17 protein-coding genes and 1 tRNA gene are annotated in these 26,548 nt (G+C 73.5%); 9 read left to right on the top strand and 9 right to left on the bottom strand.

Going from position 1 to position 26,548, the window contains the following annotated elements; translation table 11 throughout:
• Positions 1–140 precede the first annotated feature (140 nt).
• The 3 genes from ACS5RC_RS24165 (at position 141) to ACS5RC_RS24155 (ending at position 2,874) form a co-directional block, all read left to right on the top strand.
• Positions 141–217: transfer RNA gene (locus ACS5RC_RS24165), tRNA-Met, on the top strand.
• Positions 218–281: 64 nt separating this feature from the next.
• A complete protein-coding gene (cobF, locus tag ACS5RC_RS24160) occupies positions 282–1,037 on the top strand; it encodes a precorrin-6A synthase (deacetylating) (protein WP_478346466.1) in 756 nt (251 codons plus the stop codon).
• Positions 1,038–1,212: 175 nt separating this feature from the next.
• Complete coding sequence (locus ACS5RC_RS24155; RefSeq protein ID WP_478346465.1) at positions 1,213–2,874, top strand: DEAD/DEAH box helicase; 1,662 nt, start codon at positions 1,213–1,215, stop codon at positions 2,872–2,874.
• A gap of 512 nt (positions 2,875–3,386) precedes the next feature.
• On the opposite strand, the gene ACS5RC_RS24150 is transcribed toward ACS5RC_RS24155, so the two are convergent.
• The gene (locus tag ACS5RC_RS24150) at positions 3,387–4,517 is read right to left on the bottom strand and encodes a glycosyltransferase family 61 protein (RefSeq protein ID WP_478346464.1); all 1,131 of its coding nucleotides are present in this window, start codon (positions 4,515–4,517) and stop codon (positions 3,387–3,389) included.
• A gap of 182 nt (positions 4,518–4,699) precedes the next feature.
• Between ACS5RC_RS24150 and ACS5RC_RS24145 the strand changes: the two genes are divergently transcribed.
• Together ACS5RC_RS24145 and rffA are read left to right on the top strand one after the other, a co-directional pair.
• Positions 4,700–5,533 (top strand): class I SAM-dependent methyltransferase, encoded by an 834-nt coding sequence (locus ACS5RC_RS24145; protein ID WP_478346463.1) that lies wholly within the window; start codon positions 4,700–4,702, stop codon positions 5,531–5,533.
• Positions 5,530–6,717, top strand: a complete 1,188-nt coding sequence (gene rffA / locus ACS5RC_RS24140) for a dTDP-4-amino-4,6-dideoxygalactose transaminase (RefSeq protein ID WP_478346462.1) — start codon at positions 5,530–5,532, stop codon at positions 6,715–6,717. Before ACS5RC_RS24145 ends, rffA begins: the two co-directional genes overlap by 4 nt.
• Positions 6,718–6,757: 40 nt before the next feature.
• Here rffA and ACS5RC_RS24135 read toward each other — a convergent pair whose 3' ends face one another.
• The gene (locus ACS5RC_RS24135; RefSeq protein ID WP_478346476.1) at positions 6,758–9,043 is read right to left on the bottom strand and encodes a TonB-dependent receptor family protein; all 2,286 of its coding nucleotides are present in this window, start codon (positions 9,041–9,043) and stop codon (positions 6,758–6,760) included.
• 362 nt (positions 9,044–9,405) lie between these two features.
• On the opposite strand from ACS5RC_RS24135, the gene ACS5RC_RS24130 reads away from it, so the two are divergent.
• Complete coding sequence (locus ACS5RC_RS24130; RefSeq protein WP_478346461.1) at positions 9,406–14,232, top strand: NAD-glutamate dehydrogenase; 4,827 nt, start codon at positions 9,406–9,408, stop codon at positions 14,230–14,232.
• A 268-nt stretch (positions 14,233–14,500) separates the two neighbouring features.
• A complete protein-coding gene (locus ACS5RC_RS24125) occupies positions 14,501–15,454 on the top strand; it encodes an IS481 family transposase (protein WP_478346460.1) in 954 nt (317 codons plus the stop codon).
• Here ACS5RC_RS24125 and ACS5RC_RS24120 read toward each other — a convergent pair.
• The 3 genes from ACS5RC_RS24120 to mdoH all read right to left on the bottom strand — a co-directional run bounded on the left by ACS5RC_RS24120 (position 15,451) and on the right by mdoH (position 19,161).
• Complete coding sequence (locus ACS5RC_RS24120; RefSeq protein WP_478346459.1) at positions 15,451–15,585, bottom strand: hypothetical protein; 135 nt, start codon at positions 15,583–15,585, stop codon at positions 15,451–15,453. The two genes, ACS5RC_RS24125 and ACS5RC_RS24120, sit on opposite strands and share 4 nt — an antisense overlap.
• A gap of 156 nt (positions 15,586–15,741) precedes the next feature.
• Positions 15,742–16,899 carry an MFS transporter gene (locus ACS5RC_RS24115; protein WP_478346458.1) on the bottom strand — a complete coding sequence of 386 codons (1,158 nt, stop codon included), beginning with the start codon at positions 16,897–16,899 and terminating at the stop codon, positions 15,742–15,744.
• Between the two features lie 174 nt (positions 16,900–17,073).
• Positions 17,074–19,161, bottom strand: a complete 2,088-nt coding sequence (mdoH, locus tag ACS5RC_RS24110; RefSeq protein WP_478346475.1) for a glucans biosynthesis glucosyltransferase MdoH — start codon at positions 19,159–19,161, stop codon at positions 17,074–17,076.
• Positions 19,162–19,471: 310 nt separating this feature from the next.
• Here mdoH and ACS5RC_RS24105 point away from each other — a divergent pair, with 310 nt between their 5' ends.
• Positions 19,472–20,065, top strand: coding sequence for a YgjV family protein (locus ACS5RC_RS24105; RefSeq protein ID WP_478346457.1), 594 nt, complete (start codon positions 19,472–19,474; stop codon positions 20,063–20,065).
• Between the two features lie 66 nt (positions 20,066–20,131).
• Here ACS5RC_RS24105 and ACS5RC_RS24100 read toward each other — a convergent pair whose 3' ends face one another.
• Entirely contained in the window at positions 20,132–20,653 is a 522-nt protein-coding gene (locus ACS5RC_RS24100) for a Ros/MucR family transcriptional regulator (RefSeq protein WP_478346456.1), read from the bottom strand.
• 375 nt (positions 20,654–21,028) lie between these two features.
• The gene (locus ACS5RC_RS24095; protein WP_478346455.1) at positions 21,029–21,259 is read right to left on the bottom strand and encodes a hypothetical protein; all 231 of its coding nucleotides are present in this window, start codon (positions 21,257–21,259) and stop codon (positions 21,029–21,031) included.
• A gap of 304 nt (positions 21,260–21,563) precedes the next feature.
• Here ACS5RC_RS24095 and ACS5RC_RS24090 point away from each other — a divergent pair, with 304 nt between their 5' ends.
• The gene (locus tag ACS5RC_RS24090) at positions 21,564–22,604 is read left to right on the top strand and encodes a diguanylate cyclase domain-containing protein (RefSeq protein ID WP_478346454.1); all 1,041 of its coding nucleotides are present in this window, start codon (positions 21,564–21,566) and stop codon (positions 22,602–22,604) included.
• 33 nt (positions 22,605–22,637) lie between these two features.
• On the opposite strand, the gene ACS5RC_RS24085 is transcribed toward ACS5RC_RS24090, so the two are convergent.
• Together ACS5RC_RS24085 and ACS5RC_RS24080 are read right to left on the bottom strand one after the other, a co-directional pair.
• Positions 22,638–23,168 carry a hypothetical protein gene (locus tag ACS5RC_RS24085; protein ID WP_478346453.1) on the bottom strand — a complete coding sequence of 177 codons (531 nt, stop codon included), beginning with the start codon at positions 23,166–23,168 and terminating at the stop codon, positions 22,638–22,640.
• A 185-nt stretch (positions 23,169–23,353) separates the two neighbouring features.
• Positions 23,354–26,470 carry an efflux RND transporter permease subunit gene (locus tag ACS5RC_RS24080; RefSeq protein WP_478346474.1) on the bottom strand — a complete coding sequence of 1,039 codons (3,117 nt, stop codon included), beginning with the start codon at positions 26,468–26,470 and terminating at the stop codon, positions 23,354–23,356.
• Positions 26,471–26,548: the final 78 nt, after the last annotated feature.

Below are 26,548 nucleotides of genomic sequence, written 5' to 3'. Positions count from 1 at the left end.
ACTCGGCCGTTAAACGCACCAGCGCCCATGGTACTGTGTCTCAAGACACGGGAGAGTCGGTCGCCGCCAGACCCGCACAGCGCAGGCACGCATCCACAGGATGCCAACCCATTCCCTCGACACGATGCTCACGACCCTGGCGCGGGGTGGAGCAGCCCGGTAGCTCGTCAGGCTCATAACCTGAAGGTCACAGGTTCAAATCCTGTCCCCGCAACCAACCTCACAAGCCCGCCCCGGATCACACTGGAGCGGGCTTTTGGCTGTCCGCAGGACCTTTTGCGATGCGAACCTTGCGCGTCATCGGCATCGGCACCGGCAACCCGGACCATCTCACCCTGCAGGCGGTGCGGGCGCTCCGCGACGTCGACGCGGTGTTCGCCCTCGACAAGGGCTCCGAGACGGCCGACCTGATCGACCTGCGCCGGCAGATCTGCGCGGCCCACATCGCCCGGCCCTACCGCTTCGTCGCGGTGGAGGATCCCGCCCGCGAGCGGCGTCCGGCCGATTACGGCGGCACCGTCGAGGCGTGGCACGCCGCGCGCGCCGCTGTGCTCGAGGGGGTGATCGCCGACAGCCTCGGGGAAGGGGAGGTGGGAGCCATCCTGGTCTGGGGCGATCCTTCCCTCTACGACAGCACCCTGCGCATCCTGGAGCGCATCCGCGCGCGCGGGCGCCTCGCCCTGGCCTGCGAGGTCATCCCCGGCATCACCAGCGTGCAGGCGCTGACGGCGGCCCACCGGATCCTGCTCAACCGGATCGGCGCGGCGGTGCAGATCACCACCGGGCGCAACCTCGCCGCCGGCCTGCCGGAGGCGGACGGCACCGTGGTGATGCTCGACGCCGACCCGCGCTTCGACCATCTCGACCCGGAACTGACGATCTACTGGGGCGCCTATCTGGGCACGGCCGACGAGATCCTGCGCTCGGGGCGGCTCGGCGATGTCGGGCCGGAGATCCGCCGGGTCCGCGCGGAGGCGCGCGCCCGCCACGGCTGGATCATGGACATCTACCTGCTGCGCCGCCCCGAGCCCACCTGACCCGGTATCCGCCCGGCCGGAGCGGGGACGGAGCCAGCAAGCCCGCGCAGCGCCGGACAAGCCCGCGCGGCGCTTGAGCGAAGCCCGGATCCGTCATCCCGCAGGGATCATCTGGATCGGGTCTGAGGCAATGCCGCCACGGACGCGCCGCGGCCGAGCCTCTACACCGCCGCCCATGCTGCAACTCCGCGACTACCAGCGCGCGAGCCTCGACGCGCTCCGGGCGGCCTGGAGCGGGGCAGGGGGCTCGTCTCCCGCCTCCGCCCTGCGCGACGGCCTGATCGTGCTGCCCACGGGCGCCGGCAAGGCCCTGGTGATCGCCGCCCTCGCCCGCGAGACCCTGGAGCGCCAGCCCGACGCCCGCATCGCCGTCGTCACCCACAGCCGCGAGCTGATCGCCCAGAACCACCGCGAGCTCGTCGGCTGGTGGCCGGAGGCGCCGGCCGGGATCTTCTCGGCCGGCCTCGGGCGGCGGGAGGCGGGACGGCCGATCGTCGTCTGCGGCATCCAGTCGGTCTGGAACAAGCTCGACGCCCTCGGCCCCCGCGACCTCGTGATCGTGGACGAGGCCCACCTGATCCCGCGCGACGCCGAGACCCGCTACGGCCGCTTCCTCGCCGGCCTGCGGCGCCTGCGGCCGGAGATGCGCGTCGTCGGCTTCACGGCCACGCCCTACCGCCTCGACAGCGGGCGGCTCGACGAGGGGGCGGGGCGCCTGTTCGAGGGCATCGTCTACGAGGCCAATGTCGGAGACCTGATCCAGCGCGGCTACCTCGTCCCCCTGCTCTCCAAGGCGACGCTCACCGCCCTCGACGTCAGCGGCGTCGGGCGGCGGGGCGGCGACTACATCCCGAGCCAGCTCGAGGCGGCGGTGAACCGGGACTGGATCACCCGCGCGGCGGTGGAGGAGATGTTGGGCTACGGCCACGGGCGCCGGGCCTGGCTCGCCTTCTGCGCCGGCGTCGCCCACGCGGAAGCGGTGCGCGACGCGGTGCGCGCCGAGGGCGTCTCCTGCGAGACCCTCACGGGCGAGACCCCGCGCCGGGCCCGCGATCGCATGGTGGCGGCGTTCCGGGCGGGCCGCATCCGCTGCCTCACCTCGGTCGGCGTGCTCGCCACCGGCTTCAACGTGCCCGAGGTCGATCTCATCGCCCTGCTGCGCCCGACCCAGAGCACCGGGCTCTACGTGCAGCAGGTCGGGCGTGCCCTGCGGACGGCGCCGGGCAAGGCCGACGCGCTGATCCTCGACTATGCGGGGCTGGTGCGGATGCACGGGCCGGTCGACGTCGTCACCGCGCGCACGGCCGCGGCGGTGCGGGGGCGGGAGGGCGTGGTGCGGGCCAAGCCCTGCCCCGGCTGCGGCGCCCTGATCGCGCTGAACGCCTCGACCTGCGAGGCCTGCTGGGTCGAGCCCGAGGCGGAGTCCGCGGAGGCTCCGCACGAGGCGGAAGCCGAGGACGCGCTGCCGATCCTCTCGCCCGCGGTGACGGCGGCGCTTCGGACGGGCTGGCAGCCCGTCACGCAGTGGCGCGTCGAGCCGACGCCGGACGGGATCGCGGTGGTGCTCGGCGGCGGCGCGCCCAGCCGGATCCGTCTCGATCTCGCGGGCAGCGGCTACGCGCGCGAGACGGCGGTGCTGTGGTGGCGCGGCCTCGGCGGCGGGCGCGACGTGCCGATGGACGCGGCGGAGGCGCTGGAGCGCCGGGACGAACTGGAGCGGCCGGACGCCGTGCGGGTGCGCCCGGCGGGCCGGCTGCGCGAGGAGGTGGCCTGCCGCTTCGCGGACGGACGGGTCTTCGCCGGGACCCGGCGGCCGGATGATCCGGCGACCGGATGAGCCGGCCGCTTGACCGGGGAGGGGGCTCGGGCGGGGATGGCCCTGCCCCGGAGCGCCGGCCGCCACGATCGCGCGGGCGGGTCCAGGACGGCGCGGACCTGTCGACCGAGCCGGTGTCCGGATCGCCGCGCGTCGAACGCCAGCTTGCGGCTCCCGGCATCCCGGCCTCCGCCTCGAACGGTCGAGGACAGGACGGCCAAGGGCTGCGGAGCCGCGGCACAGGACCCCTGCCCCGAAACGGCAACGCCGTATGGTTAACGAAAACTGTAGGAATGGGCCTCCCTCGACCTGATGGTTCCATAATATATCTTATGCGAATGGCGGATGCAGGCGTCAGACTGGGGTTTCCGAGGTCGTGCGGCGGACAGACACGCGTCGGGCTCGGACCGGATGACGGTCGGGCGGGCTCGCGGCACGCGTCCGGCGGACGGCACCGGCGCATTGTGTCGCGATCCCCTCCCCGGCACCGGATGGACGCCGCATTCTCCGCACCGCGTCGCGGAGGCACGGGCTCAGAACAGAGGATCGGGGCGGCCGTGCCGCTCCCGCACCGGCGGCCGGGCCGTCAGGGCCGAGAGGCGGCCGGCGAGGTGGTCCGGGTCGACCCGGTAATCGAGGTTCCGCCGCGCCGGGCCGGCGGCCTGCGCGCCCTCCTCCGCGGTGGCCGCGACGAGGAGATGGTACTCGAGGCCCAGCACCTCGCAGAGATGCAGGAGGCCGACATGCTCCCGGCGCTCGACGCTGAACGCGCTCTCGATCACCAGGACGCGGGTTCCGGGCCGGCAGAACAGCAGGTTCGCCAGATCCGAGCCGTGCCCGCCCACCACGAGATCCGCCTCGTGGAAGAGCCGCGCCTGCTCCCGCGCCGAGTGGTCGCCGAGGGTCTCGGCCCGGATCCCGTGCCGCTCGAGGACCGGGGCCACCGCCTCGAAATTGGCGATCCGGCGCTTGGGCCCGGCCAGGCCCTGGCGGCTCGCGAAGATCCGGCGCGCGGCGGTGACCTCCGCGAGGCCGAAGGCGTCCTTCACGTGCCGGGCGAAGGCCCGCACGAGGTCGGGGTACAGCCGCCGCTGGTTGAGGAAGGAGACGAGATAGGCCTCTTGCAGTCGATGGTCGCGGGCGGGATCGACCGGGAGCAGCCGCTCCTCGGGGATGCCGAAGGTGTCGAGGATGGCCCGGAAGGGTTCCCGCATCGCGGTGGGATGGACGACGATGCGGGTGTCGGGATCTGCGAGGCGCTCCGGCGCCAGCCAGCGGAGCAGCAGCAGCCGCGGGCACCAGTTGAACAGCCAGTGATACCAGACGCCGTCGATCGGGCCGCCCAGCACGACGTGCCGTCCCGGATGGAGAGCCGGCGCGGCGGCGAGGTCGTAGCGGTCCGCCGTCCGGGTGAACCGCAGCGGGACGATGTCGGCGATGCCGGCGTAGGTCTGGCCGAGGAACATGCGCTCCCGGCGCAAGTCGATCGGCACGAAGCCGCTCGTCAGCAGAACGTCCTGCACGCTGAACCCGAAGAGGCGATCGTGGCCAATTTTGTGTTCGGGCCACATCTCCAGATATTGTGCGTGCAGGACGCGCTTGAGATCGTAATCCGAATAGACATCCTGTTCTTGGACGATGATCCCTGAATACGAGTTCAGCATCTCTCGCTTCCTGGCCGGCGCGGCTGCAGCAGGGTCCGGCCCCGCATCTCAGCGGTCCGCCGGGATGGCTTATTTACCATCTGGCACTAAAGTCTTATCGAACAGCACCCTTAACTGGCGGCTCGCTCCCGGTCCGGGGGACTTGAGATTGAATCCTTGGGACGAAGCGGGACCACGACCGGATGACGCGAGCGAACGGGGACGGCGCCGCAGCGGCCGATGCGCGCGCCTATTTCAACGACTATGTCCGCCGCGTCTTTCCCGAGCGCCGCGCCGCCGCCGGCGCTGACTGGCCCTGGCCGGGCGACGAATGGGCCGACGAGGCCCTGCAGGAGGCGACGTGGCGGCGGATCGCCGGGCCTGCGCCGGAGGCCCTGCGCGAGATCGTCGAGATCGGGCCGGGCGCGGGCAAGTACACCGCCCTGGCGCTGGACCGCACGCCGGCCCGGGTCGCCGCCTTCGAGATCAGCGACGCCTTCCTCGACGTGCTCCGCACCCGCTGCGCCGCCGCGGTCGCGGCGGGCCGGCTCGATGCGCGCCGCATCGCCTGGAGCGACAACGAGGGCCTGCTCCGGGCCTACGGCACCCGGGCCGGCAGCGCGGACCTGTGGTTTGCCATCGACGTCCTGATGATGATGGATTTCCAATCCGCCCTCGTCTACCTGATCTCGGCGACGGCGATGCTGCGCCCGGGCGGCCGCTTGGTCGCCACCTTCGCGGACGGCGGCAGCGCGAGCGGCCTCGCCCGCATGCTGCGCGACACCGGCCGGCACTCCGCCTTCGACGCGGCGCCCTGCACGCGCTTCCACTGGATCGACCGGAGCCTGCTCGAAGCCGTGCTGCCGCGGCTCGGCTTCGGCGACCTCGCCATCGAGCACGGGCCCGACGGCGGCCTCGACATCGCCCGCCTCTATCTCAGCGCCACCCTGGTCGACCCGGAGGCGGGGCGGGCCCTCGTCCCCGGCCTCGCCCCGGTGGGCGATTCGACCAACCGCCGGGCCGCCGCGTGGGAATGAGCGCGCAGGCGCGCCCCGCCGCGGCGCTCGCGGGCGCGCCGGTGCCGTTCTGCCGTCCCACCGTCACCCTGGCGGGCGTGGAGGCGGTGGCGCGCGCGCTCGCGGCCGGCGGGCTCGCCGGCGGGGGCGAGCACACGGCCGCCTGCCATGCCCTGCTCCGCCGCACCGTGCCCGGGACGCCCTTCCTCACCACCTCCTGCACGGACGCGCTGGAGATGGCCGCCCTGGTGCTCGGGCTCGGTCCCGGCGACGAGGTGGTGATGCCGTCCTGGACCTTCCCGTCGACCGCCAACGCCGTCGCCCTGCGCGGCGCCGTCCCTGTCTTCGTGGACGTCGATCCGGCCACGCTCAACCTCGATCCCGCCGCGGTCGCAGCGGCGCTCGGCCCGCGCACCCGGGCCGTGTTCTGCGTGCATTACGCGGGTGTCGGCTGCGACATGGACGCTCTGCTCGCGCTCTGCGCGCAGGCGGGCATCGCCCTGGTGGAGGACGCCGCGCAGGCCTTCGGGGCGTCGTGGAACGGCGCGCCGCTCGGCGGGATCGGCGATCTCGGCACCTTCAGCTTCCACGCCACCAAGAACGTGAGCAGCGGCGAGGGCGGCGCCCTCATCGTCGGCCGGCCCGACCTCGTCGCTCGGGCGGAGATCGCCTGGGAGAAGGGCACGGACCGGCTGCGCTATCATCGCGGCGAGATCGGGCGCTACGAGTGGTGCGATCTCGGCTCCTCGTTCCTGCCCTCCGAGGTCACCGCCGCGCTGCTCACGGCGCAGATCGGGGCGGCCGAGACGGTCAACGCGACGCGGCGGGCCGCCTGGGCCCGCTACGCGGACCTGTTCGCGCAGGCGGCGAGCCCGGCCCTGCGCCTGCCCGCGGTGCCGGCGGCGGCCCGCCACAACGGCCACATCTTCGCCCTGCGCTTCCGCAGCGGTGCGGTCCGCCAAACCGTGCGGGACACGCTCGAGGCGCGCGGCATCGAGGCGCGCACGCACTACGTGCCGCTGCACAGCGCCTCCGCGGGCCTGCGCTACGGCCGGGCCCTGGGCACCCTGCCCGTCACCCGGGCGGCCGCGGAGACGCTGCTCCGCCTGCCGCTCGACGCGGTGATCACGGCCCCCGAGCAGGAGCGCGTGGTCGGCGCGATCCTCGAGGGGCTGGCGCGCGCGGGCGAGCCGGCGGGCGGCTGAGCCGCGGCCGAGCCTCCGGGCGCGCCCGGCGGCGGGCGCGTCAGAATCCGAGCCGGACCCCGCCGAAGAGCGTGCGCGGCGCGCCCGCCACGATCGCCCCCGGCATGCCCGCGAGCACGGCGGCGCCGTTCTGGAGGCCGCCGGGGCCGAGGGTGTCGGCGAGATTCTGGGTCGAGGCGGCGTAGAGGGTGCCCAGGAGGTTGCGCACCTCCAGGTAGAGGCTGATCCGGCGCGCGGGACCGCCGGTGAGCGCGGCGTCGTAGTGGAGGTTCAGGTTCACCAGGGCGTAGCCCGGCGCGCGCAGGAGGTTGGCGTTGTCGAGGGCGACGCGATCCTGCACCACGACCTCCGCGAAGGCGCCGAGCCCGGCGAGCGGGCCGGCCGGCACGTCGTAGCCGAGGCGGGCGAGGCCGACCTGGGGCGGCACGCCGGGGATCCGCCGGCCGGCCCGGTCGAAGCCGCGGCTGAGCCCGCCCGCCGACAGCGTCTCCGCGAAGCGCGTGTAGATCTGGTCGTCGTAGGTGTAGGCGAGGGTGGCGCGCCAGCCCGGCAGCGGGCGCCACTCCGCCCCGATCTCGAGGCCGCGATGCTCCGAGGCCGGCACGTTGTAGGTGTAGGTGACGGGCCCCCCGCCCCCCTGCGAGACCAGCTCGTCCCGGAAGAGCTCGTAGAAGCCGGTGAGGCTGAGGCGGAGCGTCCCGCGCGGGCTCCAGTCGAGCCCGAGATCGAGGCCGAGGTTGCGCTGGGTCCTGAGGCCGGTGTTGTCGCCGGGCAGCCCCGCCGGGGTGACGAACAGGTTGCCGGCCACCGGCGTGCCGTAACCCGTCGCCACCCGCCCGCGCAGGGCCCAGGCCGGGTCCGGGCGGTAGACCAGGGCCGCCTCCGGGGCGAGGTTGAACAGGCTGCGGTCGATGCCGGTGAGCGTCGCGACGGGGCCGGCGGCCGTGGTGGCGTAGGCCCGGTTGCGGCCCGCGAGCCAGGTGTTCTCCAGTCCGAGGCCGAGCACCCCGGTCCAGGCGCTCCCGAGCGCCAGCTCGACCCGGGCCCGCCCGCCCAGATTCGTCTGCGTGCTCTCCAGATCGCCGAGCAGCGCCCCGAGCCGCGGGCCGCCGTAGGGCGCGCGGGCGAAGGTGGTGGCGTGGCCGTCGATCGTCCCGAAGGCGAGCGCCGCGTAGCCGAGGGCCGGCATCCCGAACAGGTCGCCCTGCCGGGTCAGCTCGCTCAGCCCGCTCCAGGACGGGTACGAGCCCCGCGACGCGGTGGCATAATAGGGCTGGTCGAAGTTGCGCTCGTAGAACACGGCCTGCGTGCGCCAGCTCGTCCAGGCGTCGAGGTCGTGCTCCCAGCGCGCGGCCACCACCGTGCGGCGGTCGTCGCGTCCGAAGCCTCCCTCGTCCGCGGTGACCGGCACGGTGGCGCCGGAAGCTCCGTTCCGGAACAGGTTGACGAGGCTGCAGCCCGGCGCCGCGACGGCCACTGCCGCGCAGCCGCGCTGGTAGGGGTTGATCCGGTACTCGGCGCGGGAGCTGCGCACCGGCAGATCGGCGCCGATCCGGTTGTCGATCACCTTCAGGACGAAGCGGTCGTCGGGGCCGGGCGTGACGCTCGCCAGCAGGTTGACCATCCGGGTGTCGTAGCTGCTGTGGTCCTGGTAGCCGTTGGCCCGGGCGTCGCTGGAGAACAGGCTGATCGCGACCGGCCCGCTGACCTGCCCCACCGCGAGAGAGGGACTGAGCGCGCCGAAGCCCCCCGCATCGACCCCGATCTCGGTGCCGTCGATCTCCGCCGCATCGCGGGTGCGCAGGGCGATGGCACCGCCGGTGGCGTAGATGCCGAACAGCGCCGATTGCGGCCCGCGGAACACCGTGGCGCCCGCGTAGGCGCGCGGGTCGGTCAGGTCGAAGCGCGCGAGCCCGTCGGGCTGGGTCAGCACGAAACCGTCCTCCACCACGACGACGTTCTTGGTCCCGCCCGTGGGGCGGGCGTTGTTGCCGCGGATCGAGACGACCGCGTCGCGCCCGCCGCTGCCCTGGCGCACGCTGACCCCGGGGCTGTCGAGAAGGACGGAGCCGATGGTCGTGGCCGGGCGGTCCGCGATGGTGTCCTGCCGCCCGATCCGGGTGGCGGTCTGGCCGACCGGGTTCTCGATGACGGCCGCGGCGGAGCCCGGCGGCGCGGCGACAGTCGGGCCGCGCCCGTAGGGGTCGGCGCCCTCGCCCGTCACGGAGAGCTCCGACAGGACGACCGCGTCGGTCGCCGCCTCGACGGAGGCCGCTGCGCCTCCGGGCGCCGGTCCCGGCCGGGCCACGGCCGGAAGCCCCGGCAGGCCGAGGATCAGCGCGAGGCCCGTCAGCCGCAGGACGGCGGACCCGGCGCCCGCGCGCCGCCGACGTTCTCGAAGCCCGGCGCCTGCCGTGCCGTGCCCGCGCGACACCCGATCCCCCGAACCGCCAGGGCCCGAACCGGGCAGGCCGCCGCCGGGCGGGCCGGGGGCGAGATTAGACCGCGACGCGCGTCCTGACGACGGCTTCGCGGCCACACTCCGGAACCTTCACGGTCCGCTTTGGGCGCCGGCGCCGGTGTCAGCCGCTCCGATCCGTCAGGGGCGTCCCGGGACCTGCATCGACTTGGCGGTCGCCCTCCCCTACGCCAACCTGAGGCGCCGATCCCGATTCGGGGGGAGTGACGATGGCTCTGGAAACCGCGACCGCCCTGGCGAGCCCCGAGGCCAAATCGGCCCGGAGCGACCTGATCGAGGCGGCGGCCGGCCGCATCGGCGAGACGGGAGGGCGGGGCGGCTTCGTCCGCGACCTCTACGGGCGGGTGCCGCCGGAGGATCTCGCCCCCTACCCCGCCGAGGCCCTGGCGGACCTCGCCTCCGCCGCCCGCGCCCTCCTCGCCGAGCCGCGCCGGCCGGGCGCCCCCGCGGATCTGCGCCTGCGCGACGTCACCGTGATGCGCGACGGGCGCCCGCGCGACCTGACCGTGCTGGAGGTCGTCAACGACAACCGGGCCTTCCTGCTCGATTCCACGCTCGCCGAACTCGCCGAGCAGGGCCTCGCCCCGCTCCTCGTCGCCCACCCGATCCTCGGCGTCGAGCGCGACGCCGAGGGCGCCCTCCTGCGCGTCGTCGGCGAGACCACGGCGGATGCCGGCGGCGCCCTCGACCGCGAGAGCCTGATCCATATCCATCTCGACCGCCTGGACGCGGGCGAGGCCCGCGACCGCCTCTGGACCGGCCTCGCCCAGGTCTACCGCGAGGTGATCGTGGCGGGCGACGACCAGGGCGCCATGCTCACCCGCCTGGAGCATCTGGCGGCCGATTACGGCCACGGCCCCTCCCCCCTCGCCGCCGAGGAGATCGAGGAGGCCCGCGCCTTCCTGGCCTGGCTGCGCGACGGGCACTTCATCGTGCTGGGCCTGCGCGAGCAGGACCTCACCGGGCAGGCGCCGGGCGACGCGGTCAGCCTCGGCGTGCTGCGCGATCCGGGCCTCGCGGTGCTGCGCCGCGGGCGCGCCCTCGTCGACATGACGCCCGAGATCCGCGCCTTCCTGGAGGAGCCGCAGGCGCTGATCATCACCAAGGCGAGCGCCCGCTCCCGGGTCCACCGGGCGGGCTATCTCGACTATGTCGGCGTGAAGCTGTTCTCGCCCGAGGGCCGGCTCTCCGGCGAGGTGCGGATCGTCGGCCTGTTCACCGCCGCGGCCTATACGGCGCTGGCCCGCGAGGTGCCCTACCTGCGCCGCAAGGTCGCCGCGGTGGTGGCGCGCGCCGGGCTCGACCCCACGAGCCATGCCGGGCGCAGCCTGCTCGCCGTGCTGGAGACCTACCCGCGCGACGACCTCTACCAGATCGGCGTGGAGCGCCTGACCCGCTTCGCCCTCGCCATCGTCGATCTCGCCGACCGGCCGCGGGTGCGGGTGCTCGCCCGCGCCGACCGCTTCGGCCGCTTCGTCTCGCTCATCGTCTACGTGCCCAAGGACCGCTACGATTCGAGCGTGCGCGCCCGCATCGGCGCCTACCTCGCGGCCGAGCACGGCGGCCGGCTCTCGGCGACCTATCCCGAATTGCCGGAGGGGCCGCTCGCGCGCATCCACTTCATCGTCGGCCTGCCCGAGGCGGACGCGCCCGAGCGCGACCCCAAGGTGCTGGAGGCCGGCGTCGCCGACCTCGTGCGGACCTGGGGCGACGCCCTGCGCGCGGCGCTCTCCGAGGCCTATGACGGGCGCGAGGCCCGCCGCCTGCACGCCCGCTACGCCGAGACCTTCTCGGCGGCCTACCGCGAGACCTTCGCGGCCGCGCTCGCGGTGGCCGACATCGCGATCCTGGAGCGGCTCGACCCCGAGCATCCCCGCGCCGTCGGGCTCGGGCGCCGCGAGGGCGACCCGCCGGCCCAGATGCGCCTCAAGGTGTTCTCGCAAGGGGGCGCCCTCCCCCTCTCCGACCGGGTCCCGGCCCTGGAGAATCTCGGCTTCCGGGTGATCAACGAGCGGACCTACCGGCTCGCGGGCGAAGGCGGGCAGGTCTGGCTGCACGACATGCTGCTGGAGCGCGCCACCGGCGCCGGGATCGACCTCGCGCGGCTCGAAGGCCCGCTCGAGGAGGCGCTGCTGGCGATCGGCGGGGGCCGCGCCGAATCCGACGGCTACAACCGCCTCGTCCTGGAGGCGGAGCTGCCCTGGCGCGCCGCCGCCCTGCTGCGCGCGCTCGGGCGCTACCTGCGCCAGCTCCGCGTGCGCTACGGCCAGGACTACCTCGCGGCGACGCTCGCCCGCTATCCCGAGATCGCCCGCGGCGTCGTCGACCTGTTCGCCACCCGCTTCGACCCCGCCCGCGAGGGCGACCGGGCCGAGGCGCAGGCCGCCGTGCGCGCCCTGCTGGAGGAGCGGCTCGCCGCGGTGACGAGCCTCGACGAGGACCGGATCCTGCGCCGCTTCGTCAACCTCGTCGAGGCCGCGATCCGCACGAACTTCTACCAGGAGGCGCCCGAGGGCGGTCCGCGGGAGACGATCAGCTTCAAGTTCGCCTGCGCCGAGGTGGCGAACATGCCCCTGCCCCGGCCCTTCTTCGAGATCTTCGTCTACAGCCCCCGCGTCGAGGGCCTGCACCTGCGCTACGGCTACGTCGCCCGCGGCGGCCTGCGCTGGTCGGACCGGCCGGAGGATTTCCGCACCGAGATCCTGGGGCTGGTGAAGGCCCAGCAGGTCAAGAACGCGGTGATCGTGCCGGTGGGCGCCAAGGGCGGATTCTTCCCCAAGCGCCTGCCTCCGGCCTCGGACCGCGCCGCCTGGCTCGCGGAGGGCACCGAGAGCTACCGGATCTTCATCCGCACGCTCCTCGACCTCACCGACAACATCGTCGACGGCCGGATCGTGCCCCCCGCCCAGACCGTGCGGCACGATCCCGACGACGCCTATCTCGTGGTCGCCGCCGACAAGGGCACGGCCACCTTCTCGGACATCGCCAACGCGCTCTCGCTGGAGAAGGGCCACTGGCTCGGCGACGCCTTCGCCTCCGGCGGCAGCCAGGGCTACGACCACAAGGGCATGGGCATCACGGCGCGGGGCGCCTGGGAGGCGGTGCGGCGCCATTTCCGCGAGATGGACGTGGACGTGCAGGCCGACCCCGTCACGGTGGCGGGCGTCGGCGACATGTCGGGCGACGTCTTCGGCAACGGCATGCTGCTCTCGCGGAGCCTGCGCCTCGTCGCGGCCTTCGACCACCGCGACATTTTCCTCGATCCGACCCCCGATCCCGCCGCGAGCTTCGCCGAGCGGCGGCGCCTGTTCGATCTCGGCCGCTCCTCCTGGGCCGATTACGACCAGGCCCTGATCTCGACGGGCGGCGGCGTGTTCCCGCGCTCGGCCAAGACCGTCCCGCTCTCCCCCGAGATCCGCGCGGCGCTCGGCTTCGACCGGGCCGAGGCCTCGCCCGCCGAGGTGATGCAGGCGATCCTCAAGGCGCCCGTCGACCTGCTCTGGTTCGGCGGCATCGGCACCTACGTGCGGGCGACGACCGAGACCGACGCCGACGCGGGCGACCGGGCGAACGACGCGGTCCGCATCGCCGGCACGGAGCTGCGCGCGAAGGTCGTCGGCGAGGGCGCCAATCTCGGCCTGACCCAGCGCGGTCGCATCGAGGCGGCGCGCGCGGGCGTCCGGCTCAACACCGACGCCATCGACAACTCGGCGGGCGTCAACACTTCGGACGTCGAGGTGAACATCAAGATCGCCCTGATGATCCCGGAGCGCGACGGGCGGCTCGATCCGGAGGCGCGCAACCAGCTGCTCGCCGCCATGACCGACGAGGTCGCCCGGCTGGTGCTGCGCAACAACGAATTGCAGACGCTCGCACTGTCGCTCGCCCTGAAGCGGGGCGCGGGCGAGACGGGCTTCGCCATGCGGACCATGCAGGCGCTGGAGGCGGAGGGGCGGCTCGACCGGGCGGTCGAGTTCCTGCCCGACGACGCGACGCTCGGTGAGCGCCTGCGCCGCGGCGAGGGCCTGACCCGGCCCGAATACGCGGTGCTGCTGGCCTACGCCAAGCTCTCGCTCTACGACGCGCTGCTCGCCGGGCCGGTGCCGAACGACCCCTATTTCGAGCGCGAGCTGCAGCGATACTTCCCCGTCGCCCTGCGCGAGCGCTTCCCGGACGCGGTGAAGGGGCACCGCCTGCGCCGGGAGATCATCGCGACCGCGCTCTCGAACATCATCGTCAACCGGGGCGGTCCCTCGCTCGTCACCCGCCTCGTGGACGAGACCGGGGCGGACGCCGCCACCATCGCCAAGGCCTACGCGGTCACCCGCGACGCCTTCGGGCTGATGGAGCTGAACCAGGCCATCGACGGGCTCGCCGGCCGCATCGGGGGCCAGGCCCAGCTCGACCTCTACGCCGAGGTGCAGGACCTGCTCACCGGCCGCATCGTCTGGTTCATCCGCGAGCTCGACCTCTCGGGCGGGATCAGCCCGGTGGTGGCGCGCTACCGCGACGGGGTGAGCGCGGTGCTGGCCGCCCTGCCCGACGTGCTCGCGGCCCAGGCCCGCGACGACCTCGCGGCGCGCGCGGCCGAACTCGTCGGCCTCGGGCTGGCGGAGGCCTCCGCGTCCCGCCTCGCGGCGCTGCGGGCGCTGACCTCGGCCCCCGACATCGTGCGGGTGGCCGAGACCAGCGGACGGCCGGTCTCCGAGATCGCCGCGACGCATTTCGCGCTGGAGCGGGCCTTCCGCCTCGATGCCCTGGCGGGCGAGGCGCGCAAGGCCCCCGTCACCGACATCTTCGACCGCATCGCCCTGGAGCGCGCGGTGGCGGGCATCCGCCGGGCGCAGCGCGCGCTGACGGCCGAGGTGGTGGGGGATGTCGGCGCCGGCCCGGAGGCGGTCGAGGCCTGGACCAACGCCCGCGGCGCGGGCCTGGCTCGCATCCGCAACGCGGTCGAGGCGATCGCGGCCTCGGGCCTCACCGTCTCGAAGGCGACGGTGGCCGCGAGCCTGCTCGGTGATCTCGCGCGGGTATGATCGGGACGGGCGTGACCGGCGCGGCCGAGTGATCCGCATGCCGGTCGCCTCGCCTGCCGGATAGCCTAGGACCCGCCCAGGACACGCCCGGGCAGCCGGCCTGTTTCACGGCCGGTGCCGTCCATCGCGGGTGCCGTCCGCCGCGGGAGGACCCGGTTCGGCGGAGGCGCGATCTCGAGGCCTAGATGTGAGCTTTCAGGAGGTTGTCCATCCGGTCTGAACCGAGGACGCTGGAGTTGCGAAGCTTCAACGATCCCGGAGAGACCGGATGAACATCCACCAGAATGCGCGCTTGACGCCCTCGGGTCGAGAGCGGCTGGTACGGCTGGCCCGGAGCGGCCTCAACCCGAAGGCGGTGGCCGCGACGATGGGCGTGTGCCCCAAGACGGTGCGCAAGTGGGTCGCCCGGTTCGCCGCGGAAGGTGCCGCCGGGCTGCAGGATCGCTCCTCGCGGCCGCACACGCTGCACCGCCCGACCCCGGTCGCGACGCAGGCGACTATCGTGGCCTTGCGTCGGCAACGCCTGACCGGCGCGCAGATCGCCCGTGATCTCGCCGTCTCGCCGGCCACCATCAGTCGGGTGCTGCGCCGGTGCGGCCTGAGCCGCATGCGCGACCTCGAACCGCCCGAACCCGTGCGCCGCTACGAGCGCGACAAGCCGGGCGAATTGATCCACATCGACATCAAGAAACTCGGCCGCTTCGAGCGGGTGGGCCACCGCATCACCGGCGACCGCACCCGGCAGAGTTCAGGCCGCGGCATCGGTTGGGAGTACCTGCACCTGGCCGTCGACGACCACTCGCGCCTGGCCTACTCGGAGATTCTGCCCGACGAGACCCGAGCCTCCTGCCTCGCCTTCCTCTTCAGCGCGCTCCGCTTCTTCCGCCGCCACGGCATCGCGGTCGAGCGTGTGATGACCGACAACGGGCCGGCCTTCAAATCCCGACGCTACGCCAAAGCGTTGCGGCGCCTGACCATCCGCCACGCACGCACCCGGCCCTACACACCCAAGACCAACGGCAAGGCCGAGCGCTTCGTCCAGACGTCCTTGCGCGAATGGGCCTACGCGCGCGCCTACGACACCTCCGAACAGCGCCGCGCGGACCTGCCTGCCTTCCTCTTCCGTTACAACTGGCAGCGCCCGCACGGCGGCATCAACGGCACGACACCCGTCAGCCGCCTCGGCCTGACCGAGGACAACCTGTTGAGGATCAACACCTAGAGCGGCTCGATGCCCATCTCGAGCATGCGCTGGTGATGCTCCAGCCACACCCGGATCATCCGGGCGAAGAGGCCGGTCCGGCGCGGGGTGGCCGCGGCGAAGGCGGGGCTGAGAGTAGGGGACGCGCTCATGGTCGGGCTCGCGGTGGCGGTGAGTGTCGGACTGGACAATGCGTCCGATGGTGCGGCGCAACAATCAGCGTGCGAGCGGCCGACCCATGCTACAATCGCATGGCGTTGACGAAATACTAACGCTTTTGCGCCGACCCATGCAGGATAGCCCCGGTCTCAGGAGGCCTGCAGGGCCGGACGGGCCCGCAGCGCCCCGAGCGTCAGGCCCAGCCCGAGGAGGGCGACGGCCGCTGCGATGAGCGGGAGCCGGCCGTAGCCGGCGCCGAGCGTCAGGGCGAGGCCGCCGAGCCAGGCGCCGGTCGCGTTGCCGAGGTTGAACGCGCCCTGGTTCAGCGTCGAGGCGAGGTTCGGGGCGTCGCTCGCCGCCTCCACCACCCAGATCTGCAGGGGCGAGACCAGGGCGAAGGCGAGCGCGCTCCAGAGCACGAGCACCGCCACCGTCGCGGCCTGCGACTGGGCGACCAGGGTGAGGATCACCAGCACCGCGACGATGCCCAGGAAGCCGCCGACCACGGTGCCGAGCAGGTTGCGGTCGGCGAGCCGCGCGCCGACGAGGTTGCCCACCGTGAGCCCGATCCCGGTGCCGAACAGGACGCCGGTGACCGCCCCGGGGCTGAAGCCGCTGACGCCGACCAGGAAGGGCGTGATGTAGGTGAAGACCGTGAACAGGCTCACCGAGGAGAGCGTCGAGATCAGCATCGGCTTCAGGACCGGCCAGCGCCCGAGGGCGCGGAACTCCCGGACGATGCCGCCGCGCGTGCCCGGCAGCCCCGCCGGCACGTAGAGCTGGATCGCCGCGAGCGCGGCGAGGCCGATCGCCACCACGGCCCAGAAGGCCGAGCGCCAGCCCAGCGCCTGACCCAGGGCGGTGCCGAAGGGCACGCCCAGCACGTTGGCGAGCGTCAGCCCGGAGAACATCAGCGACACCGCTTGAATGCGCTTCTCGCGCGGCACCAGATCGCGCGCCACGATGGCGCCGATGCCGAAGAAGGCCCCGTGCGCGAAGGCGGTGGCGACCCGCGCCAGCATCAGGAGGCCGTAGCTCGGCGCCAGCGCGCAGCCGAGATTGCCTGCCAGGAAGGTCGCCATCAGGGCGATGAGCGCGGTCTTGCGCGGCAGCCCGGCCGTGGCGATCGCCACCAGCGGCGCCCCGACCACGACGCCGAGCGCGTAGCCCGAGACGAGGTAGCCCGCCTGCGGGATGGTGACGCCGAAGCTGCCCGCCACCTCGGGCAGCAGCCCCATGATGACGAATTCGGTGGTGCCAATACCGAAGGAGGCGATGGCGAGCGCCAGGATCGGGAGCGAGATCATGCGGGACCCTCTCGGGCGGCACGGCCGCGGCCCGGGGACCGGCGGATTGTGCGATGCGGGATGCCCCGAACATGGCAGGCGCCGTGCCGATGCCCACCGCCCGGGGCGGGAGGCTGCTGCGCGTGCGCGGCAGGTCTCGGGCGGGATCCCGGATGAGCGGACCTGGCTCCCCGCCTAGCCGGAGAGCCGCCCGAGCCGGTCGAGCAGCGCCCGGTCGTGCAGGAGCGCCATGCGCTCCTTCGGTCCGAGCCAGGCAATCGCCTCCGCCACGGTCTCGGCCTCCATCAGCTTGGCCTGGGCGATGACGTGGTCGGGCACGATCTCGCCCCGCGGCCGCGATGCCCCGCGGGGCAGCATGCGGGCATGGGCCTCGGCGAGATCCGGGTCGGCGTGGAGGGCGCGGAGCGCGTCGGCCTCGTCGAGGCCGGCCTCGGCGTTGTCGGCGGCGAGGGCGCCCGCCCGCACGGCGATGCCTGGCGGGTCGCGCTCCTCCGGCGTCATCAGCAGGCCCCGGCGCTTGAGCGCGAGGCCGAAGCCGAGCTGCCCGCTCGCCCAGGAGATCGGGATCGCCAGGACGAGGCCGAGGATCGTCGGCGACATCCAGAGGAAGAGCGAGGTGGCGATGGCGAAGGCCGCCACGCCCGAGACGATCCCCAGCAGGGTGTGCCAGCGGTGGCGGCGCACGATGTCGCGGAGCGGGATCGAGCCGTCGTCGCGCCGCTGCGGGTTCCAGCCGGTGTCGCGCCCGAGCAGGATGCCCATGACCGAGCCGGACTGGATCAGCATCGCGGTGGGGGCGATCAGCGCCGAGAGCAGGATCTCGATCAGGCAGGAGCCGACGAGCCGGCCCGCCCCGCCGCAGGCCCGGCGCACCGGCGCGTCGCGCAGCGCCAGGATCAGCCCGAGCGCCTTCGGGGCGAGCAGCACCCCCATGGTCAGCCCGAAGAGCTGCAGCGCGCGCACCGGGTCGAAGCGCGGGAAGACGGGGTAGAGCGCGAATTCCTGGGCGAAGTATTCGGGCTTCACGTAGGCCGTCTGCAGCACCAGCGCGATGCCGACCACGAGCTGGCAGAGCCAGAGCGGCGAGGCGACGTAGCCGGCGATGCCGGTGGCGAAGTGCTGGCGCGAGGCGAAGTGCAGGCCGGCGGCCCCGATGATGCGGCTGTGCTGGAGGTTGCCCTGGGCCCAGCGCCGGTCGCGCACCGCCACGTCGATCAGCGAGGGCGGGCTCTCCTCGTAGGAGCCGGGCAGCGTCGGCAGCATGAAGACGTCCCAGCCGCCGCGCCGGATCAGCGCCGCCTCCACGAAATCGTGGCTCAGCACGTGGCCGCCGAAGGGCGGGCGCCCGGGCAGGTCCGGCAGGCCGCAGCACTCGGCGAAGGCGCGGGTGCGGATGATCGCGTTGTGGCCCCAGTAATTGCCGTCGCGGCCCGACCAGTGGCTGAGGCCCGTGGCGATCACCGGCCCGTAGATCCGGGCGGCGAATTGCTGGACGCGGGCGAACAGGGTGTTGCGGTTGATGATGAGCGGCAGCGACTGGATGATGCCGGCATCCGGGTCCGCCTCCATCGCGGCGGCGAGGCGGACCACGGCCTCGCCGCTCATCAGGCTGTCGGCGTCGAGCACCAGCATGTGGTCGTAGGCGCCCCCCCAGCGGGTGACGAAATCGCCGATGTTGCCGGCCTTGCGGTGGTGGTTCTTCGGCCGGTGCCGGTAATAGAGCCGGGCCTGCGCGCCGAGGCGGCCGCGCAGCTCCAGAAAGGCGCGCTCCTCGGCGATCCAGGCGTCGGCCTGCGTCGAATCGGAGAGCACGAACCAGTCGAAGCGGTCGCCGAGCCCCGTCGCCTCCACGGCCTCACGGATCGCCTCGACGCCCGCGAAGGTGCGGGCGGTGGCCTCGTTGTAGACCGGCATCAGGACCGCGGTGCGGCCCCCGAGCCGCGCCGGCAGGGCCGGCAGGGCGGGGCGGCCGAGCAGAACGCAGAAGCCGAGCACCGCGCTGGTGAAGGCGAGCGCGATCCACGAGAAGGTGAGCACGAACAAGGCCACCAGGACGTACTGGAGCAGGGTCGGGCTGCCGGAGACCGACACGGTCTCGTACATCTGCCGCCCGCCATAGGCGGTGAGCGCCAGCGCCCCGCCGAAGACGAGGAGCCGGGCCGCGAGGGGCGCCCGCCGGGGCCGGACCGGCCTGCGGGCGGCGCCGGCCTCGAAGCGGGCGAGATCCTGCACCGGCATGGCGAGCGGGGCCTCCGGCGGCATCGCGGGGGGAAAGCCCTGCTCGGTCGCGAGGCCCCTGGGGGCTTCGGAGGCTTCGGGGGCGATCAGGGTGGCGTCGTCCGGGCGCACGGCGGGGAGCATTCCTCGAGGCAGGGGCGAGGGATCCGCCCGTGGCGCCTGTGTAGAGGATTGTATCCGGGAAAGGCACGGCCCCCGATCCGCTGCCTCGGCAAGTGCGGCCCGCGCGCAACGCCGCGGGCCCGGCATCGGGGTCGTTAACCTTCGGGTTACCATCCGGTCCTAGCCGGTCGTGGACAGACCAGCGCCGATCCGGCGCGGCCCCGAGCGCGCCATGACCCTGCCAGAGACAGTCACGATCGTCGCCAATGCAGTCGAGGATCATCTTGACGTCTTCGGGCTGCTCGGCCTCACCCTGGGATTTCTCGCCGGCCTGATGCCGCGCCCGGCCCTGATCCTGCTGGCCTCGGCCGCCTGCGCCGCCGCCTTCGGGTTCCACTTCCTCAGGCTCGGCGCCGTCACCGGGGCGGCGATGTGTGCGGTCTCGGTGCTGCAGAGCCTGCTGGCGGCCCGGTTCGGCGGCCGCGACCGGCGCCCGGCCTGGTTCGTCCCGCTCTTCGCGGGCAGCTTCCTCGGCGTGCTCGCCCTCACCGCGGCGACCTGGAACGGCTGGCCCTCGGCCTATGCCGGGACGGGGGCGCTGCTCGCGACCCGCGCGCGCCTGCAGGGCGATCTCGGGACGATGCGCCGCCTCTTCCTCGCCGCGTCCCTGTGCTGGGCCGGCCACAACCTGCTCGTCGGATCGGCCTTCGGCCTGACCTGCGACGGCCTGACGATCTCGGGGCTGCTCATCGCCCTGAGCCGGAGCGGCCTCACGCGGAGCGGGATGGACCGGCGCGGGCCGGGCCGGGCGCTGGCGGGCGCCTGAGGGTCGCGGTCGGCGCCCCCGTTCGGGAGCGCCCGGCCCGCCCGCGGAGACCCGCCGCGGGCCGTCCTACTCGGCCGCCTGCGCGTCCTGCGCCTTGCGGCGGCCGCGGGGCTTGGCGGCGGGTGCCTCCGCGGCGGGCGCCTCGGCGGCCGGGGCGGGCTCGGGCTCGGCGGCGGGCGCGCGGCTCTTGCGGCGCTGCTGGCCGAGGCCGAGCGCGCGGGCGAGCTCGGAGCGCTGGGCCGAGTAGCTCGGCGCCGTCATCGGGTAGTCGCGCGGCAGGCCCCACTTCTCGCGATAGGCTTCCGGCGTCAGGCCCCGCAGGGTGAGGTGGCGACGCAGCGTCTTGTAGGGCTTGCCGTCCTCGAAGCTGAGCAAGCTGTCGTTCGAGATCGACTTGCGGATCTGGGCCGGCGTCAGCTTCTCGACGGCCTGCGTCTCGGACGCGCCCGGCCGGGCGAGATCGCGCAAGGCCGCGTGGATGCTCCCGATCAGGGCCGGCAGGTCCGTTGAGGGGACCGAGTTGTTCGCCACGTAGGCCGCGACGATCTCGACGACCAGTTCGATCTGGTCGACGTTCTGCTGTTCCATGATCCCGTCCGTTACAGGTGCAATGCGCTTGTTTGGGGAAGATCGATCTCGCACAGGGCACGGTCAAGGGTTTATTTTGAAGGTCCGAATGCAATCGGTATTTTTCTGGGAGTCTTTGGCGCAAATGTAACGCATGATTGGTCAGATATGCCTCGACGCGTGCGCAGAATGCATTGCTGTCCCGGAAAAGTTGCAGTCCGGTCGGATCGACGGCTGTGGCCTGATAGATCTCGGATCGGGAAAATCTTGCTTTGGATGATGTATTTTTTTACCCCGCTCCACTCCGCGCACGGGCGGCCGAATGCACGCCGAACGAGCGTTTGTTTTTATTGCAAATCTTGGTTGCGTCCGCGCAGGACTGGAGCAGACGGCCCCTCAGGCGCCGTCGAGCCCCGGCTGCCCCCCCGAGACCGAGGCTTCGAGCGCGCGCAGGCCGGCCTCGGTGATCGCGTATTCGGCGTGGCGCTGGTCGGGATGGGTACGGCCGGTCGGCCGGATCAGCCCGCGCTTTTCCAGGTAACGATTGATGGGTTGGGGCGCGTAGAAGCGCGGTGCCGCGTGGAGCATGCGTAGGCGGTAGAGATAGATCGGCTTGAGCTTGCCCATGCGCCGGAGATCTAGGGCTTTTAATCGCGCGGGGCCAGCGAATATCCGCAGTACAAAAACAGAATACTTCTAAACTACAGTTTTAAATCGATCTAAAATAAAGCTCGGCTCGATCCGGACGCGGCCTCCCGCCGCGCTTTGGCACCGCGTGGGGACCAAGTCCTGGGCGGGGCAAAGCTTTCTTAACGCAGGCCTTGCATGGTGCGGGGGCCTGAAACCTGCGGACGCAGCCCTGCGAGCCCGTATGTCGGACGAGGCCGATCCTGCCCATCTCCGCCCCTCCCCGCCTCGGCACACCGGCCTCGTGAGCGCCCGCGTCTCCGGCCTGGAACCCGGCAGCCGAGCCGTGGCCGAATGCCCCGTCGATCCCGCCCGCGCCGACCGGCCGGCGGGCCGCGGCGCGGGCGGCGGGCTCGACGAACTGGCGGCGCAGGCCGCCGCCGCCGCGCGGATCGGGGCCTGGGAGTGCCGCCTCTCCGACGAGCGGCTGACCTGGACCGACGCCACCTACGACCTGTTCGGCCTGCCCCGCGGGGCGCGCCTGTGCCGGAACGCCATCGTCGAGTGCTTCGCCCCGGGCTCGCGCGCGCTGCTGGAGCAGGTGCGCGGCGGTGCGCTCGCCGCGGGGCGCGGCTTCCGGCTCGATGCCGAGATCGCGACGCCGCGGGGCGAGCGCCGCTGGATCCGGGTCACGGCCGCGCTCGCCAGCGCCGGTGGCTGCCCGGTCCGGCTGTTCGGCACGAAGCAGGACGTCACCGCCGAGCGGATCGAGATCGAGCGCCTGCGGCGGTGCGCCGAGCGGGACGCCATGACGGGCCTTGCCAACCGCGCCGCCTTCGACGCGCGGCTCCACGCCCGCGCGGCCGGGCCGGCGGGCGGGGCGCTGCTCCTCGTCGACCTCGACGGGTTCAAGCAGATCAACGACCGCTTCGGCCACGCCGCCGGGGATGCATGCCTGACGGAAGCGGCCGCGCGGCTCGCCCGCACCTGCGCGGGGGCCGGACTCGCGGCCGATCTCGTGGCCCGGATCGGCGGCGACGAGTTCGCGGTGCTGCTCCCGCCCGGGCTCGACCGGGACGCGCCCGGGCAGCTCGCCGGGCGGATCGTGGCGGCCCTCGGCCTGCCTGTCGTGCTGGACGGGACCGTCCTGCCGCTCGGCGCCTCGGTCGGGCTCGCCCGCAACGGCCCGGGCCCGGACCTGTTCGCCCGGGCCGACCACGCGCTCTACGCCGCCAAGGCCGCCGGCCGGAACACCTTCCGCAGCGCCGACGCACTGCCGGGGCCGGCCCCCGGGCCCCTGTCGGCGCGCCCGGTGCCGGCCGGCGCCTTCGTCCGGGTCTCGTGACGGTGCCGCGCCCGCCGGCAACGGGCGCGCCTGTCAGCGGACCGAGACCTTGGCCTCGGTCTCGTAGCCGGTGCCGTCGGCGTTGATCACCAGGATCCTGAAGGTGTCGAGCCCCTCGAAATCCTCCTCCGGCTCGTAGAGCAGCCGCTGGCCCTGCACCTTGCGGCTGTTGCAGGCGGCCAGAGGGGCGCTCGGCGCGTAGCGGGGGAACGATTCGCCCGATTCCGTGCTCAGCCGCCCGTGCGCGGGCTTGGCCAGGATCCGGATCACCACCGGCCCGATCACCGAGCAGTCGGGGTTGAGCGAGGCGTAGAAGGCGATCGCCCGCACCTCGCCCTTGGGCACCACCCGCAGCATCGGGAAGGTCGGGAGGCCCTGCGGCGACGGCGCGGGCGCGGATGGAGGCGGGGCGACGGCGGCCGGCGGCTCGATCGGCGGCGGGACGGGAGCCGGTGCCGACCCGGCGGACGCGGCCGGGAGGGCCAGGGGCGCGGCGAGGGCCAGGGCCCTGAGCGGCCCCCGGAGCAGGGACGGGCGCAGGGCGGATTGCGTAGGGGGGTGCATGGGGGGATGCATGGCGGGGTGCCTCCGTTGCGGGGCCATCATAGAGCAGGATCCGGGCAGCCCGCGCGGGGCGGAGGCCGGTTCCGGCAAGCCGGCATCGCCTCCGTCCCGGAACGGCCTGCCCCGGGCCGCGCCCCGGATCGCCCCGGATGGGCGGCGCGGGCCGCGCTCCGCGGAGACCCGGGTCACAGCGCCGCGCCGATGCGCGCGTCCGGCGCCCCGCCCGCGTGGCGATCGGAGCGGAACCGGGCGAAGCGCAAAGCCAGCCCCGGCAGGATCGCGAGGTTCAGCACCGTCGAGGTGACGAGCCCGCCCAGGATCACGATCGCCATCGGGCCCTCGATCTCGCGGCCGGGCTCGCCCGCCCCGAGCGCGAGCGGCATCAGGCCGAGGCCCGTCACCAGCGAGGTCATCAGGATCGGCACCAGCCGGTCGGCGGCGCCGTGAATCGCCGTGGCGCCGTCCCAGGGCCGGCCCTCCACCGTGACGAGATGCTCGTAATGGGCGATCATCATGATGGTGTTGCGCAACGAGATGCCGAACAGCGTGACGAAGCCGACGATCGAGCCCAGCGAGAGCACGCCCCCGGTCGCCGCCACCGCGGCGACGCCGCCCACGAAGGCGAAGGGCAGGTTGACGAGGACGAGGGCGAGGTTGGCGCCCGAGCCCGTCACCACGGCCAGCAGCAGCACGATGCCGAGGCCGGCCAGCGCGGAATGGACCAGGAGGTCGCGCCGCGCCTGCCCCTGCGCCTCCGCCGAGCCCGCGAAGGAGACGTAGACGCCCTCGGGCAGCCGCACCTCCTTGGCGATCTTGCGCCGCGCCGCCGCGACGAAGCCCGCGACGTCGCGGCCGACCACGTTGGCGGTCACCGCCTGCACCCGCTGCGCGCCCTGGTGCTGCACCTGGTAGCGCCCCGTGGTCTCGTAGATGTCGGCGACCTGCGACAGCCGGATGTAGCGGCCGCCGGGCGTGCGCAGCGGCAGGTCGCCCAGCGCGCTGAGGCGGCCGCGGCCCCGCTCGTCGAGGATCACGATGACGTTGAAGACCGCGTTGCCGACGTAGCTCTGCCCGACCACGTCGCCCTGATAGGCGGTGCGGACCGATTCCAGCACCTCGATGGCCTCGAGGCCCCAATGGCGCAGGTCCGCCGGGCGCAGGGAGGCGTTGACCTGCGGCATGCCGGCGGGGGAGGCCTGCTGCACGTCGCGGGCGCCGCGCACCTCGGCCAGTTCCCGGGCGACCGAGCGGGCCGCCGCCTCGATCCGGTCGAGGTCGTTGCCGATCAGGTTGACCACCACCGGGGCGGTGAAGCCCGAGACCGTCTCCTCGATCCGCTCGGTCAGGAAGGTCTTGAGCGAGAAGGCCGCGCCCGGAAACCCCGCCGCCAGCCCCCGGATCCGCGCCTCGACCCGCTTCTGCGACGCCCCGTCGAGGCCCGCATCGAGATCGATGTGGATCTCGCTGTAATGGGTGCCGGCCGTGTCCTGGCCGGCCTCGGCCCGGCCGATCTGCGAGGCGACCGAGCGGATGCCGGGGATCTTCAGGAGCTCCCCGGTGATCTGCGTGCCGAGGCGCCGGGATTCCTGCAGCGACGTGCCGGGCGCGCCCGCCATGTGCAGGATCAGGTGGCCTTCCTTCAGGTCCGGCAGGAAGGTGCCGCCGAGCGTCGGCAGCAGCGCGGCGCCGCCGAGCGTCACCAGGATCGCGGCGGCGATCATGGCCCGCGGGTGCCGCCCGATCCGGGCCAGGAGGGCGGCGTAGCGCGCCCGCGACCACGCCATCACGGGCGGCTCGGAGACGGCCTGCCCTGTCCCCCTCCCCGCCCCTCTGCCGCCGAGCAGCAGCAGGCTCAGCGCCGGCGTCACCGTCAGCGCCACGGCGAGGGAGGCGACGACGGCGAGGATGTAGGCGAGCGCGAGCGGGCCGAACAGGCGCCCGGCGACGCCCGAGAGCGAGAGCACCGGCACGAAGACGAGGAGCACCGCGAAGGTGGCGTAGGCCACCGCCGTCCGCACCTCCAGGATCGCGTCGCGCACCACCCGCGCCAGCGGCGTCGCCTCGCCCCGGGCGCGGTGCTCGCGCAGGCGCCGCACCACGTTCTCGACGCCGATCACCGCGTCGTCCACCACCTCCCCGATGGCGATGGCGAGGCCGCCGAGCGTCATGGTGTTGAGGCTCTCGCCCGCCGCCATCAGGGCCAGCACGGCGGCGATCAGCGAGAGCGGGATCGCCACCGCGCTGATCAGGCTGGTGCGCCAGTCGGCCAGGAACACGAACAGCACGATGATCACGAGGCCGCCGCCGAGCGCCAGGGCCTGCAGCACGTTGGCGTTGGCGATGGCGATGAAGTTGGCGGGCCGGAACAGGTCGGGCCGCAGGGCGATGCCGTCGCGGGCCAGCGCCGGCTTGAGGTCGGCGAGCGCCGCCTCGACCCGGTCGGTGACCTCGAGCGTGTTGGTGCCGACCTGGGCGCCCACCATCAGCAGCACGCCGGGCCGCCCGTCGACGAGGGCCGCGCTGATCGGCGGCTCGGCGGCGGCCCGCACGGTGGCGACGTCGGCCAGCACCACGCTCGCCCCGCCCTCGTTGATCAGCACCGTGCGGCCGAGCACCTCCGGGTCCAGCGCCTGCCCCTCGGTGCGCAGCACCACCCGCTGGTTGGCGGTGTCGACGAAGCCCGCGCCGCGCACGCCGGTGGCCTTGCGGGCGGCGGCCAGCACGTCGTTGAGGCCGACGCGGAAGCGCACGAGGTCGTTGGGGCGCACCTGGACCTGGAGCGAGCGCACGCCGCCGCCGTAGACCGAGACCTGGGCGATGCCCGGCACCGCGAGGAGGCGCTGGCGCACGGTCCAGTCGGCGATCGTGCGCAGGTCGAGGTCGTCGCGCGTCTCCGAGGTCAGCCCGACGAGGAGCACCGTGCTCGTCGAGGAGGTCAGCGCGGTCATGGCCGGCGGCATCACCCCCTGCGGCAGGCGGCCGGTGAGCGCCACCAGCCGCTCGCCCACCCGCTGGCGCACCCGATCGACGTCGCTGCCGGCCTTGAACACGGCGGTGATCACCGAGAGGCCCTGGATCGAGGACGAACGCAGGGTCTCGAGGCCCGAGAGCCCGTTCACCGCCACCTCGATCGCCTGGGTGACCAGGACCTCGACCTGCTCCGGGTCGAGGCCCGGCGCCTCGGTCTGGATCACCACCGAGGGCGGTGCGAACTCGGGGAAGACGTCGTACTTGGCGCTGCGCAGGGCGTAGAGCCCGAACACCAGAAGGGCGCAGGCCAGCGCCAGCACCACCCGAGGCATCCGCACCGAGGCGCCCACGAGGGCGGCCTGCGGCCCGGCGGCCGGTTGCTCATGGCCGGCGGCGATTTGCGGGCCTGC

This window comes from Methylobacterium sp. HJ2, assembly GCF_056431005.1.
Note: the sequence above shows the minus strand (reverse complement) of the source record. Positions and strands in the feature narration are given on the sequence as shown.

What these genes read in the sequence shown, in the direction of transcription:
- ACS5RC_RS24105 (WP_478346457.1), top strand. Translation starts at nt 19,472, where the DNA reads ATGACCCTGCCAGAGACAGTCACGATCGTCGCCAATGCAGTCGAGGAT.
- mdoH (WP_478346475.1), bottom strand. Translation starts at nt 19,161, where the DNA reads ATGCCGCCGGAGGCCCCGCTCGCCATGCCGGTGCAGGATCTCGCCCGC.
- ACS5RC_RS24130 (WP_478346461.1), top strand. Translation starts at nt 9,406, where the DNA reads ATGGCTCTGGAAACCGCGACCGCCCTGGCGAGCCCCGAGGCCAAATCG.
- ACS5RC_RS24080 (WP_478346474.1), bottom strand. Translation starts at nt 26,470, where the DNA reads ATGCCTCGGGTGGTGCTGGCGCTGGCCTGCGCCCTTCTGGTGTTCGGG.
- ACS5RC_RS24155 (WP_478346465.1), top strand. Translation starts at nt 1,213, where the DNA reads ATGCTGCAACTCCGCGACTACCAGCGCGCGAGCCTCGACGCGCTCCGG.
- ACS5RC_RS24115 (WP_478346458.1), bottom strand. Translation starts at nt 16,899, where the DNA reads ATGATCTCGCTCCCGATCCTGGCGCTCGCCATCGCCTCCTTCGGTATT.
- ACS5RC_RS24125 (WP_478346460.1), top strand. Translation starts at nt 14,501, where the DNA reads ATGAACATCCACCAGAATGCGCGCTTGACGCCCTCGGGTCGAGAGCGG.
- ACS5RC_RS24120 (WP_478346459.1), bottom strand. Translation starts at nt 15,585, where the DNA reads ATGAGCGCGTCCCCTACTCTCAGCCCCGCCTTCGCCGCGGCCACCCCG.
- ACS5RC_RS24100 (WP_478346456.1), bottom strand. Translation starts at nt 20,653, where the DNA reads ATGGAACAGCAGAACGTCGACCAGATCGAACTGGTCGTCGAGATCGTC.
- ACS5RC_RS24085 (WP_478346453.1), bottom strand. Translation starts at nt 23,168, where the DNA reads ATGCACCCCCCTACGCAATCCGCCCTGCGCCCGTCCCTGCTCCGGGGG.
- rffA (WP_478346462.1), top strand. Translation starts at nt 5,530, where the DNA reads ATGAGCGCGCAGGCGCGCCCCGCCGCGGCGCTCGCGGGCGCGCCGGTG.
- ACS5RC_RS24150 (WP_478346464.1), bottom strand. Translation starts at nt 4,517, where the DNA reads ATGCTGAACTCGTATTCAGGGATCATCGTCCAAGAACAGGATGTCTAT.
- ACS5RC_RS24145 (WP_478346463.1), top strand. Translation starts at nt 4,700, where the DNA reads ATGACGCGAGCGAACGGGGACGGCGCCGCAGCGGCCGATGCGCGCGCC.
- ACS5RC_RS24095 (WP_478346455.1), bottom strand. Translation starts at nt 21,259, where the DNA reads ATGGGCAAGCTCAAGCCGATCTATCTCTACCGCCTACGCATGCTCCAC.
- cobF (WP_478346466.1), top strand. Translation starts at nt 282, where the DNA reads ATGCGAACCTTGCGCGTCATCGGCATCGGCACCGGCAACCCGGACCAT.